The organism is Enterococcus eurekensis, from assembly GCF_042654605.1.
In the GTDB taxonomy this organism is placed as follows: Bacteria; Bacillota; Bacilli; order Lactobacillales; family Enterococcaceae; genus Enterococcus_I; species Enterococcus_I eurekensis.
This window is the reverse complement of sequence record NZ_JBHSGT010000015.1, coordinates 1-13,536: the sequence shown is the minus strand read 5'-3', so window position 1 is coordinate 13,536 and position 13,536 is coordinate 1. Positions and strand designations below refer to the sequence as shown.

At 37.0% G+C, this 13,536-nt stretch carries 10 protein-coding genes; 9 read left to right on the top strand and 1 reads right to left on the bottom strand.

Annotated features, from left to right (window positions below; translation table 11 throughout):
- The first annotated feature begins 89 nt into the window (after nucleotides 1-89).
- Nucleotides 90-1,292, top strand: a complete 1,203-nt coding sequence (locus ACFO3L_RS02280) for a multidrug efflux MFS transporter (RefSeq protein ID WP_379963419.1) — start codon at nucleotides 90-92, stop codon at nucleotides 1,290-1,292.
- 70 nt (nucleotides 1,293-1,362) lie between these two features.
- Here ACFO3L_RS02280 and ACFO3L_RS02275 read toward each other — a convergent pair whose 3' ends face one another.
- Nucleotides 1,363-1,542, bottom strand: a complete 180-nt coding sequence (locus tag ACFO3L_RS02275) for a YjzD family protein (protein WP_379963417.1) — start codon at nucleotides 1,540-1,542, stop codon at nucleotides 1,363-1,365.
- Nucleotides 1,543-1,662: 120 nt separating this feature from the next.
- Here ACFO3L_RS02275 and ACFO3L_RS02270 point away from each other — a divergent pair, with 120 nt between their 5' ends.
- The 8 genes from ACFO3L_RS02270 (at nucleotide 1,663) to ACFO3L_RS02235 (ending at nucleotide 12,887) form a co-directional block, all read left to right on the top strand.
- Nucleotides 1,663-4,968: a DNA polymerase III subunit alpha gene (locus ACFO3L_RS02270; protein ID WP_379963415.1), complete on the top strand. Its 3,306-nt coding sequence runs from the start codon at nucleotides 1,663-1,665 to the stop codon at nucleotides 4,966-4,968.
- Between the two features lie 171 nt (nucleotides 4,969-5,139).
- Entirely contained in the window at nucleotides 5,140-6,102 is a 963-nt protein-coding gene (gene pfkA, locus ACFO3L_RS02265) for a 6-phosphofructokinase (protein WP_379963413.1), read from the top strand.
- Nucleotides 6,103-6,164: 62 nt separating this feature from the next.
- Nucleotides 6,165-7,931: a pyruvate kinase gene (pyk, locus tag ACFO3L_RS02260; protein WP_379963410.1), complete on the top strand. Its 1,767-nt coding sequence runs from the start codon at nucleotides 6,165-6,167 to the stop codon at nucleotides 7,929-7,931.
- A 253-nt stretch (nucleotides 7,932-8,184) separates the two neighbouring features.
- A complete protein-coding gene (locus tag ACFO3L_RS02255; protein ID WP_379963408.1) occupies nucleotides 8,185-8,745 on the top strand; it encodes a YceD family protein in 561 nt (186 codons plus the stop codon).
- Nucleotides 8,746-8,800: 55 nt separating this feature from the next.
- On the top strand, nucleotides 8,801-8,977 hold the full coding sequence (gene rpmF / locus ACFO3L_RS02250) for a 50S ribosomal protein L32 (protein WP_379963406.1): 177 nt from the start codon (nucleotides 8,801-8,803) through the stop codon (nucleotides 8,975-8,977).
- Nucleotides 8,978-9,149: 172 nt separating this feature from the next.
- Nucleotides 9,150-10,571: an NADP-dependent phosphogluconate dehydrogenase gene (gndA, locus tag ACFO3L_RS02245; protein ID WP_379963404.1), complete on the top strand. Its 1,422-nt coding sequence runs from the start codon at nucleotides 9,150-9,152 to the stop codon at nucleotides 10,569-10,571.
- A gap of 133 nt (nucleotides 10,572-10,704) precedes the next feature.
- Nucleotides 10,705-11,391, top strand: coding sequence for a response regulator transcription factor (locus ACFO3L_RS02240; RefSeq protein ID WP_379963402.1), 687 nt, complete (start codon nucleotides 10,705-10,707; stop codon nucleotides 11,389-11,391).
- Nucleotides 11,388-12,887, top strand: coding sequence for a HAMP domain-containing sensor histidine kinase (locus ACFO3L_RS02235; RefSeq protein WP_379963400.1), 1,500 nt, complete (start codon nucleotides 11,388-11,390; stop codon nucleotides 12,885-12,887). The genes ACFO3L_RS02240 and ACFO3L_RS02235 overlap by 4 nt, the downstream gene beginning before the upstream one ends.
- The last annotated feature ends 649 nt before the right edge of the window (nucleotides 12,888-13,536 follow it).

Below are 13,536 nucleotides of genomic sequence, written 5' to 3'. Positions count from 1 at the left end.
AGATCGCTTTTTAAGCGGGACTCGTTTCTTTTTTTGATTGGTTTTTTTATTTAAAATGCGCTATAGTTATAGGGAAAGAGAGGATTCAAATGAAGATTAATTGGAAACGTAACTTATATATTTCTTGGATAGGATGTTTCTTTACTGGTGCCAGTTTTAGTTTGGTGATGCCTTTTATTCCTTTATACATTGAAGAGTTGGGGGCACCAGCTAGTCAAATCAATTTGTTTGCAGGACTATCGATTTCGATTACCGCACTTGCCTCGGCTTTAGTTGCACCAATTTGGGGAAGTTTAGCCGACCGTAAAGGGCGACGTTTGATGATGATTCGAGCAGCAGCTGGAATGACGTTTACGATGGGTGCTTTAGCATTTGTTCCAAACGTTTATTGGCTATTGTTTATGCGTTTTTTAACGGGTGTTTTATCAGGATATATTCCTAACGCAACGGCTTTAATTGCCTATCAGGCACCACGTGAGAAAAGTGGTTGGGCATTAGGAACACTTGCGACTGGTTCAATTGCCGGTAGCTTGATTGGTCCGTTAATGGGTGGTTTGCTAGCTGAATGGCTAGGCATGCAAAATGTATTTATTATTACTGGAATTATTCTAGCGATGACGCTGCTTTTAACAATCTTTTTGGTGAAAGAAAACTTCGAGCCGGTGCCAAAATCCGATGTTATTCCAATTAAAGAAATTTTTGGAAAGATTAATCGACGAGGTGTTTTAATTGGTCTATTTTTCACAACGCTTATTTTACAACTAGGGATGACCAGTATTAGTCCAATCCTTACCTTATATATTCGTGATTTAGGCATCAATACGGGAAATGTCTTGTTCGTTAGTGGCCTGATTGTTTCGATTGCAGGTGTTTCAGCGCTAATTTCCTCGCCATTTTTAGGTCGTCTAGGGGATCGAATTGGCAATCATAAAATTTTATTATTAGGCTTAGTCTTCTCATTTATGTGTTTCGTACCAATGGGCTTTGTAACAGCACCTTGGCAATTGGGCGCCCTACGCTTTTTATTAGGTTTTTCAACTGGAGCCTTAATGCCTTCAATTAATACGTTAATTAGTAAAATTACACCACCAGAAGGCGTTAGCCGTATTTTTAGTTACAACCAAATGTTTAACAGTTTTGGGCAAGTTTTAGGTCCGATGATTGGTTCCGGTGTGGCTCAAGGTTTTGGCTATCCAGCTGTGTTTTTTGCAACGAGCGGTTTTGTCGTGTTGAATCTTTTTATTTCGCTCTTTAATTTCCGCTTTGATCTTCGTAAAAGTAGCATCAATTAAACGAGTAAGCGAGCAAATAAAAAAGGAGCAATGACGATTGTCAAAACTCCTTTTTTATTTATAATATTTCTTAATTTTGTGTTTTTTTAGGTGTAAAGATGGTACCTAAGATAATAACTAGTACTCCACAAATCAAAGAAAAAATTGTCGTTAGTACGAAGTCGTAAGGTTGGCTACTTAAAGCTCCACCTAAAAAACCAACGACTTGTCCAAGGGCAAACGCCCAAAACATTGTCATGATATAGCGCATTAGCGCACCTTCTTTCATTGAATCGCTTAAGTCTCTTTATTTTAGCATAATTTTGTTGATTAGAGAAGATTGATTGTGAAAAGAAGTGTTAATTACTAAATTAAACTAAAGGAGGAAACGATGAACAGTCCACAACTTACGACAATTACCGCATTTTCACTCTTACAGAGTATCGTTAAAATTCCTCAATATATAAAAAAAGCCAAAGCACTTGGCTACAGCCATTTGGGTATTACAGATCGTGGAAATCTTTCAGGTGTACTTGAATTTATAGAACAATGTCAAAAAGAACAAATGAAACCGATTATTGGTTTGCATTTAATGTATTGCACAGAAGATGAGGGACTTTCCTTACCGGTTTATTTGTTTGCGAAAAGCAACCAGGGAGTAAAACAATTAATGGCGTTATCTACTAGGCATGAAATGGGCGAAAAGTTATTTATTAGCGATTTTCCAAAAAGTTCTGAACTTTTTTATATGTTCCCTGACCATGAAAACGAACAGGAATCTTTGACAGAAACCGTCATCGATCAATGGCAACGACAAATCGATTCGGAAGGATTGTATTTTGGCGTGCCTTATAACAAAGGGATTTCTGCTGAGAAGATTCAGTTGTATCGACAAAAAAGGTTAAAACCCTTTGCTTATCATCCTGTAACGTCGTTGGTTGCTGAAGATAGCTTCGCAGTGCGTGTTGCAAAACACATTAAAGAAGGAACCAAAATTGATGATTTACGGACAGAAATTTTTGATTTTCAAGCAGAACATTATCTCGTCTCAGAAGCCGAGTTTGAACAATGGTTTCTCACAAACGATTACGAAGATGCTTTGGCAGGTGCCAAATATGTGGCGGAAACTTGCGATGCAACACTTGAGCTACATCAACGATTGTTACCGCAATTCCCACTAGAAACGGGCACACCCGATGCTTACTTAAAAGAGTTGTGTTTTAAGACGTTAGCCGAGCGTGTTCCAGAATATACAACCGAATACGAAGATCGTTTGCTTTACGAGTTAAAAATTATTCATGAAATGGGTTTTGACGATTATTTTTTAATCGTGTGGGACGTCATGCGTTTTGCCCACGAAAGTAAGATTGTGACGGGGGCTGGACGGGGATCGGCGGCGGGTTCTTTAGTGGCTTATGTTTTATCGATTACCGATGTGGATCCGATTCACTATCACCTTTTATTTGAACGGTTTTTAAATCCTGAAAGAAAAACGATGCCCGATATTGATCTGGATTTTCCAGATAATCGCAGAGAAGAAATGTTAGCCTATGTGCGTGAAAAATACGGACAGGCCCATGTAGCACAAATTGGAACATTTGGAACAATGGCAGCTAAAATGGTTTTACGAGACGTCGGTCGTGTATTTGGTATCTCTCAAAGCGAAAGCAACCGTTGGTCAAAAGCCGTGCCAAAAGGGTTAGGGGTTACCTTACAACAAGCATATGACCAATCGAAAAGTTTGCAAACGCTCGTACAAACAAATGAACGCTATCAAAAAATGTTTCAAGTGGCAAAAGTTTTAGAAGGGCTGCCACGACATATTTCAACCCATGCAGCTGGTGTTGTGATTGCCGATCAAAATTTGATTGATTTAGTTCCATTACAAGCCGGACAATCAGAGTCATGGCTAACCCAATTTACGATGATTGATGTCGAAAAACTTGGATTATTGAAAATGGACTTTTTAGGTTTACGTAACTTAAGTATTATCGATGACGCTTTAAAGGGGATCCGCACGTTGCAACGTGAAGAACTAATTATTAAAAAAGTGCCCTTGGATGATTGCAAAACATTGGAGTTGTTTAAAAAGGGGGATACATCCGGTGTCTTTCAATTTGAATCAGCAGGTATTCGCAAAGTTTTACAAAAAGTTGAGCCGGGTAATATTGAGGAAATCGCGGCAGTGAATGCCTTGTATCGACCAGGACCGATGGAAAATATCGATACATATGTTCGTCGTAAGAAAGGGATAGAAAAAACCGAGTACATTGATGAATCGTTTCGTCCGATTTTAGAAGTAACAAACGGAGTCATTATATATGAAGAGCAAATTATGCAAGTCGCACAGAAAATGGCTGGTTATACATTAGGGCAAGCTGATATTTTGCGACGAGGAATTAGCAAGAAAAAAGCTGAAATCTTAGAAGCGCAACGTCAAAGCTTTATTGAAGGATCACAAGCTAAAGGTCATACGTTAGCAAAAGCCAACGAAGTCTACAATTATATTGAAAAATTTGCCAATTATGGTTTTAACCGCTCACATGCGTTTGCTTACTCCTTTGTGGCCTATCAAATGGCGTATTTAAAAGCACATTATCCAGGTCCTTTTTATAAAGCCTTACTAAAATCTGTCCAAAGTCAACCGACAAAAATACGAGAATACGTGCATGATGCAAAAAAACAAAACATCACTATTTTACCACCGTCAATCAATCAAAGTAACTACGGTTTTCGTTTACATACGGTAGAAGAGATTCGTTTTGGATTTAGCAGTATCAAAGGTTTGCGCCGTGAATTTATCCAAGCAATCCTTGAAGAGCGTCGTGAAAATGGCTATTTTACTTCATTTGAACAATTTCTATACCGTTTGAATGCGCGCAACAGTAAATTATTAAAACAAGACTATTTAAAACCATTAATTTTAGTGGGTGCTTTCGACGAACTTCAAGGAAATCGCCATCACCTGTTTTCGCAATTAGAAGATAAAATTCAAAGTATTTTGTTTAGTGGAGGCAGTTTAGAGTTGCTTTCAATGTTTGAGTTAAAAGAACGAACAATTCCGGAATATCAATTAATTGAACGTTTAGCGTTCGAAGAAGAATATTTAGGAATGTATTTATCAGGCCATCCAAATCGCCAGTTTGATAAAATCTTTAAACGAAAGAAAATTGATTCAATTGCTGAGATGAATGAAAATCAGCATGTGACAATCTTGTTTTATGTTAAAAACGTTAAAGAAATTCGTACAAAAAAGGGTGAAGCAATGGCAATTTTAGAAGGTGATGACGAAAGCGGTGAGAGCAGCGTTACAATCTTTCCAGAAAACTATCGCCAACTCAGAAAAGTAATTGAACAAAATAAAGTTCTCTATATTGAAGGTAAAGCTAAAAGAAATCGATTTAATAATCAATTGCAAATTTTACCAAACGTTGTAGAGTTAGCTGAGCAAGTGGAAGAGAGCATTTCGGATAAAACTTGTTTTATCAAAGTTTTGGCTGAAAAAAATCAAGCTGAAGTTTGGCAAGCTTTTCGTCAAATTATTCAAAAGCATCCTGGCCAGCTACCAATTGTCTTATATTATGTTGAAAATGGTAAAAAAGTATTAGTCGATTCGAACAATTGGCTAGTGGACAATGAGGATGTCTTTATGGAGTTAATGTCGCTTTTCGGCAAAGGTAATATAGTTGTTCGATAGTTTTCAGTAAATTTGCACATGAGTATCTCGCTTTTTGTTTTTTTTTACGATAATCCAAGACTTTTTACTTGATTAATGGTAAAATGCAAGCTGTGGGTAAAGCTTAAAAAGTACTTAAGAGATACTACCAACTTAATAAAACAAATAATAATTAATGAGGTGAATTACAGTATGAAACGCATTGGTATTTTGACAAGTGGTGGAGATGCACCCGGCATGAACGCTGCAATCCGCGCTGTCACACGTAAAGCGATTTATAATGGCCTAGAAGTATTTGGGATTAATTACGGATTTGCTGGCTTAGTAGCGGGTGATATTCGACGTTTGGAAATTGCAGACGTTGGTGATAAAATTCAACGTGGCGGAACATTTTTATATTCTGCGCGTTACCCAGAATTTGCAACTCAAGAGGGACAATTAAAAGGTATTGAACAACTGAAAAAATTTGAAATTGATGGTTTAGTCGTAATCGGTGGCGATGGTTCCTATCATGGAGCGATGGCGTTAACGAAACATGGCTTTCCAGCAATCGCGCTTCCAGGAACGATTGATAATGATATTCCAGGAACGGATTTCACCATTGGTTTTGATACGGCAATTAACACTGTATTGGAGTCATTAGACCGTATTCGTGATACAGCGACTTCTCATGTACGTACTTTCGTAATTGAAGTTATGGGTCGTGATGCAGGTGATATCGCTCTTTGGGCTGGTGTCGCTGGTGGAGCGGATGATATTATTATTCCAGAACATGATTTTGATATGGAATCAGTCGCGAAAAGTATTCGTGAGGGCCGCGATCGAGGTAAAAAACATTGCTTAATTATTTTAGCTGAAGGTGTTATGGGTGGAAACGAATTTGCCGAAAAACTTTCAGAATATGGCGATTTTCACGCGCGTGTATCTATTTTAGGACACGTTGTTCGTGGCGGATCACCCACTGCACGGGATCGTGTGCTTGCAAGTAAATTTGGTGGATACGCTGTCGATTTACTATTAGAAGGTAAGGGCGGCCTTTGTATCGGTATGCTAGAAAATAAAGTGGTAGCAGCAGATATTGTTGACACTTTAGAAAATGGCAAACACCATCCTGATCTATCTTTGTATGAGTTAAATAAAGAAATCTCGTTTTAATTTTTTTACGAATTTAAAAGCGTTAAGCTATTTAAAAATAAATGAATTGGGGTATTTTTTTCATGAAAAAAACAAAAATTGTTAGTACATTAGGTCCAGCAAGTAACTCCGTAGAAATTATCACTCAATTAATTGAATCAGGAGCAAATGTTTTTCGTTTTAACTTCTCTCATGGTGACCATGAAGAGCAATTAGCTCGTATGAATTTAGTTCGTGAAGCAGTAGCAATAACAGGTCAAACAGTTGGTATCTTATTGGATACAAAAGGTGCGGAAATCCGTACAACTGTTCAAGGAACTGAAAATGGTAAAATTGCTTTTGAAATTGGCGACATCGTTCGTATTTCCATGGACGATCAATTAGAGGGTACAAAAGAAAAAATTGCTGTAACTTACCCAGGTTTATATGATGATGCTCACGTTGGTGGACATATTTTATTTGATGATGGTTTAATTGATATGGAAATTATCGAAAAAGATGATGCGAATCGTGAATTAGTAACAAAAGTTTTAAACGCTGGTTTATTAGGATCACGTAAAGGTGTGAATGCGCCGGGTATTTCGATTAGTTTACCAGGAATCACAGAAAAAGATGCAGCAGATATTCGTTTTGGTTTAGAAAATGACATTGACTTCATTGCTGCAAGTTTTGTTCGTAAAGCTCAAGACGTTTTAGAAATTCGTGAAATTTTAGAAGAAATGGATATGAACCATGTTCAAATCATTTCTAAGATCGAATCACAAGAAGGCATCGATAACATCGAAGAAATTATTAAAGTTTCTGACGGTATCATGGTTGCCCGTGGTGACTTAGGTGTGGAAATCCCTGCTGAATTCGTACCGATGGTTCAAAAAGATATCATCAAAAAATGTAATGCTGCTGGTAAAGCCGTAATTACAGCAACTCAAATGTTAGAATCTATGCAACAAAACCCTCGTCCAACACGCGCAGAAGCGTCTGACGTGGCAAATGCAATCTTTGACGGTACAGATGCAACAATGCTTTCTGGTGAATCTGCAAATGGTTCATACCCAGTAGAAGCCGTTGCAACAATGTCTCGTATTGATCAAGAAGCAGAACGTTCAATGCTAAAATTAGGTAGCTACCAAATCAATCAATTTGATAAGGCTGATGTGACTGAAACAATTGGTTTAGCAGTTGCACGTGCAGCAAAAAATTTAGGCGTTAAATGTATCGTAGCTGCAACTGAATCTGGTTATACAGCGAAAATGATTTCTAAATACCGTCCAGATGCGAATATTCTGGCTGTTACATTTGACGAGCGTACAAAACGTAGCTTGACATTAAACTGGGGTGTTCATCCTACAGTTGCGGAAAAACCTTCAACAACGGATGAAATGTTCGATTTAGCTTCTAAAAAAGCAGTTGAGTTAGGTTTTGCAGCGGAAGGTGATTTAATCTTAATTACCGCTGGTGTTCCAGTTGGTGAACGAGGAACAACAAACGTAATGAAGATCCAATTAATTGGTTCTCGTTTAATCGAAGCTCAAGGTGTTGGCGGACGCACTATTGTCGCAAATGCTGTTGTAGCTAAGAATGCTGAAGAAGCGATTGCTAAAGCCAAAGAAGGTATGGTCTTAGTCGTTCCAACTACCGATAAGGATTACTTACCAGCGATCGAAAAAGCAGCAGCATTAGTTGTTGAAGATGGTGGTTTAACCTCTCACGCTGCCGTTGTTGGTATTGCGAAAGATTTACCAGTTGTTGTTGGTGCGAAAGATGCAACAACAATTATCGAAGATGGTGAATTAGTAACGGTTGACTCTCGTCGTGGTATTATTTACCGTGGAGAAGCGACAGCAATCTAATCGTTTAATGATAAAGACAAAAGGGACTGGCGACGCGTCGTCTAGTCCCTTTTGATTGAATATTACTTAACAATTCATAGTCTGAAACAAAATAGTTATTTAAATGTCCGAAAAGTAATTAAGTTTGCTAAAAATCATCGTTTTTATTGATTTTTTCTGATTAAAAAACGACCGTTTGAGGTGTCAAGAAAATTTCATTGACAAAGGAAAATGGGGACTGTATAATAGCTTTTGTTGCTTAGGGGTGATGAAAATGAAATGGTCTTTATTAGAATTAAGAAAGTTCCAAGAAGAACCATTGGTGTTTCAAGAAACATTAGATCTTGAAAGTGAGTTAATTAGTCGGGAAAAAGAAATTATTGCGATTCGTCCAGTTCAAGTCAATGGCTTGATTACTGTTAGTCCAAAAGAATATCTTTTACACTATGCAGTCGATACCGTTATTACACTTCCTTCAACGCGTTCACTTGAACCAGTTGAGGTCCCAATGAAATTTACCGTCGATGAAGTATTCATGACAGCCGAGCAATATCAACAACAGAAAGATTTATTAAAGGAAGAAGAGATTCTTCTTTTAGAAACGCAAACACTTGATTTAAGTGAATCTGTTGCCGATAATATTTTGCTTGAGATTCCATTACAAGTATTGACGGAAGAAGAAAAACAGTCAGAACGATATCCAAGTGGTAATGAATGGACTGTCATTTCTGAAGATCAGTATTTAGAAATGAAAGAATCGCAAGACAAAAATCAAGTCGATCCTCGTCTTGCAAAACTATCTTCTCTTTTTAAAGAGCAAGAGGATAACGCGTAAGATTGGAATAAATTGCAGCCGTTTGGTTGTTTTCATTAACAAGGAGGTGTAGCAAATGGCAGTACCAGCTCGTAAAACTTCGAAAGCGAAGAAAGCAAAACGTCGCACACACTATAAATTATCAATTAACGGTATGAGCGAATGCCCAAACTGTGGCGAAATGAGAAAAAACCATCACGTATGTGGCAACTGTGGACATTACAATGGTAAAGACGTTTCAACAAAAGCATAATCACCTTTTTTGAGAAAGAGTGATATCAAACCTTAGGCTAACCATGGAGCCTAAGGTTTATTTTTTTGTCAAAACTGGATTGTTTTGAAAGCAATAGTTTGATTACCGTCATTTTTGCGCTATAATGACTTATAGTAAAAAATATCTAAATTATTGAGCAGGAGGAACGAAAATGACAAAACAGCAAATTGGTGTTGTCGGAATGGCAGTAATGGGGAGAAACTTAGCCTTGAATATCGAGAGTCGAGGTTATTCTGTTGCTCTATATAATCGGACGGGTTCAAAAACAGAGGAAGTACTTGCTGAAAACCCAGATAAGAATTTATTAGGAACATATACAGTTGAAGAGTTTATTGATTCGATTGAAAAACCTCGCCGTATTGTAATGATGGTTCAGGCTGGACATGGAACGGATGCAACAATCCAATCGTTGTTACCGCACCTAGATAAAGGTGATATTTTAATTGACGGTGGGAATACTTTCTTTGAAGATACGATTCGTCGTAATAATGAATTAGCCAACTCAGGAATTAATTTTATTGGAGCGGGTGTTTCCGGTGGTGAAGAAGGTGCATTAAAAGGTCCTTCAATTATGCCTGGTGGACAAAAAGAAGCTTACGAATTAGTTGCACCAATTTTAGAACAAATTTCAGCTAAAGCAGAAGATGGGACACCGTGTGTCACATATATTGGTGCAGATGGTGCCGGACATTACGTGAAAATGGTCCATAATGGGATTGAATACGGTGATATGCAATTAATTGCAGAATCATATGATTTAATGCAAAACATTTTAGGCTTATCTGTTGATGAAATGGCAGATATCTTTAAAGAGTGGAACGAAGGCGAATTAGATAGTTTCTTAATTGAAATTACTGCTGACATCTTAACGCGCAAAGATGACCTTGGCACTGGTAAACCGGTTGTCGATGTGATTTTAGATGCTGCGGGTAATAAGGGAACTGGGAAATGGACAAGTCAAAGTGCTTTAGACCTAGGTGTGCCATTACCGTTAATTACTGAATCTGTATTTGCTCGTTATATTTCTGCTTATAAAGAAGAACGTGTAGCTGCAAGTCAAGTTTTACCAAAACCAGAAGTTACACCATATACAGGTGATAAAGCAGAACTCGTTGAGAAAATTCGTCAAGCATTGTACTTTAGTAAAATTATGAGTTATGCGCAAGGGTTCGCTCAATTACGTTCAGCTTCCAAAGAACACAATTGGGATTTGCCATTTGGTGAGATTGCAAAAATTTGGCGTGAAGGATGTATCATCCGTGCGCGTTTCTTACAAAAAATTACCGATGCTTATGAAAAAGACAATGATATTGCCAATTTGTTATTAGATGAGTACTTCAGCGATATTACTGCTAATTATCAACAAGCAGTTCGTGATGTGGTCGCTTTGGCGGTACAATCAGGCGTGCCAGTTCCAACATTCTCTTCAGCGATCGCTTACTTCGATTCTTATCGCTCAGATCGTTTACCAGCAAACTTGATCCAAGCACAGCGCGATTATTTCGGAGCTCATACTTATGAGCGTACGGATCGTGAAGGAATCTTCCACTATTCTTGGTATGACGAAAAATAATAATCGTCTTTTTTTCAAAGAGATTCATGTAAACAGCCTTGTTTACACGAATCTCTTTTTTAATTTGGCTTTCCATGGTAAAATCATAATAATATGAGAGTTATTAATGACATTAGAATAGGATGGGTACACTATGGGGAATATTTTGATTATTGAGGATGAGAAAAATTTAGCACGCTTTGTTGATTTAGAGTTAAAACATGAAGGCTATTTTACGGAGGTTCATTATAATGGTCGGACTGGTTTAGATGCTGCACTGAATAAAGAGTGGGATGCAATTTTATTAGATTTAATGTTACCAGAATTAAATGGATTAGAAGTTTGTCGACGTATTCGTCAAACAAAGAATACGCCAATTATCATGATGACCGCGCGCGATTCAGTGATTGATCGTGTTTCAGGTTTAGATCATGGTGCGGATGACTATATTGTCAAACCATTTGCGATTGAAGAATTATTAGCTCGTTTACGTGCATTATTACGCCGAATTGATATTGAAGGTGATAAGAATGTTATTAAGCAAACAACTTTAACTTATCGTGATTTGACGATTGAAAAAGAAAATCGAGTGGTACGTCGTGGCTCAGAGATGATTGAGTTAACCAAACGCGAGTATGAACTACTATTAACATTAATGGAAAATATCAACGTAGTATTAGCGAGAGATGTTCTGTTGAATAAAGTTTGGGGTTATGAAACAGAAGTTGAGACGAATGTTGTTGATGTATACATTCGATACTTGAGAAATAAAATTGATGTTCCTGGGGATGAAAGTTATATTCAAACCGTTCGTGGAACAGGATATGTGATGCGCTCATGAGAAGTCCTCTAAAGGACGAGCGTCGACTTGAAGAACTAAGAAGACCTTCGTTAACATTGAAGTGGACTTTCGCTAGTTCTTTCTTTTTCTTTGTCGTCTTTACCATATTTGCGGTTATTACATACAAATCATCTATTAATTTATATGTTGCAAAAGAAAGAAATGATATTGAAGAAGTGACATATCAAATTGCTTCATTGCTTGCTAATGAAAATGAGCCTTTAGATTTGAAACAAGCATATCGTGCTTTGCGGCTAGGTAGTACCGATGCAATTAAATTAGTTGACATGGATGCTATTCAAGTAGCAGTTGATCCGTTTGTCGCAAAAATAGGAAATCCAGAGTTTAGTTTATTTGTTTACAATTTAGAAAAAGAAGTCGTCTTGAAAACATCTCAAGAAAATATTGCTTTACAACAGACAGATCCAAGTAATGCAACAATAGAAGTGATTAATAATAAAGAAGGCTTCTTACTTGTTCAACCAATTTACTCCAAAGAGATGCGCGAAAAGATTGGTTATATTCAGACCTTCTATGAATTAACGGCTTTTAACCAATTTCAAAAGCGTTTAATGTCGATGTTAATTCTATTGGAAGTTGTCTCGCTTATTCTAAGTAGCATATTAGGATACTTATTAGCTTCCTACTATCTTAAGCCTTTACGACTATTGCGCGACACGATGGAACAAATTCGCAAAAAACCACAAGACGATATTTATATGCCGGAACTTGAAACAAATGATGAGCTTGCAGATTTAGCGGAGATTTTTAATGAGATGCTTGATCGGATGAGATCGTATACGGAACTCCAAGAGCAATTCGTGGAGGATGTCTCTCATGAACTAAGAACACCGGTTGCAGTTATTGAAGGACACTTAAATATGTTGAACCGTTGGGGAAAAGATGACCCAGAGATTTTAGCGGAATCAATTGAAGCTAGTGTGCAAGAAATTACTCGGATGAAAACACTTGTCCAAGAAATGCTTGATTTAACTCGAGCAGAACAAGTTGATGTTCGTCATGGTCATGAGCGTACTAATGCTAAAAGTGTGGTCAACCAAATTGTTAATAATTTCAGAATGATTCATCCAGAGTTTGTTTTTACATTGGATGATGATTTGTATACAGAAAAAATTGTTAAAATCTATCGAAATCATTTCGAACAAATTTTAATTATTATTATGGATAATGCTGTCAAATACTCAACAGATCGAAAAGAAGTCCATGTTTCAATCTCCAGTAACTTAAGAGAATTAGAAATTGCGATACAAGACTTTGGTGAAGGCATCCCAGCAGATGACGTTTCAAAAATATTTCATCGCTTTTATCGAGTGGATAAAGCTCGTGCACGTACAACAGGTAGCAATGGTCTGGGTTTATCCATTGCTAAAAAGCTTATTGATAGTTATAAAGGGAGGATTTATGCAGAAAGCCAGTTAGGGGCAGGAACAATTTTTCGTATCTTTATTCCAATCGTTTCGCTGGATGAGGAGTAAATGCCGAACAATTTCTTTTTTTAGGAACGAAAATATAGCAATCATCGCTTGAATAACCGAACAGATAGAGGTGAACGAGAATTAATATTCACTTCTTTTTGTTTGTCATAAAATAACGAAAATAATAGTTGCTTTTAGAAAGAATAATTGCTATATTAAGTGTTGTTGTAAATCGCTATGAACTTTTAAGAATAAAGTTTTAAAAAGTGGTTGACGATGCAAGATATTAATGATAATATAACAAAGTCGAGTTTGAGAGAAGTGGATAAAGGTTGTTAAAACAACAATTAAAAAACTTTTATAAAACAGTTGACAGCAATAAGAACATTTGTTATTATAACGTAGTTGCTAATAAAGCAAACGAAAATCCGATTAAGATTGTTCGTAAAAAAACTTTTATAAAACAGTTGACAAATAATTGTCAATCAGATATGATGTAAGAGTTGCTAACGCAATAACGTAGACCTTTGAAAACTGAACAAAGCAAGCAAAACAAACAACAAACGTGTAGAATGTTTCTTTATAGAAACAAACATACAACAAGCAAGCGATATGCTAGCAACGTTAATTTATGAGCTTAGCAACCGAAAGGTTGTTTCAACTTTTTTAATGAGAGTTTGATCCTGGCTCAGGACGAACGCTGGCGGCG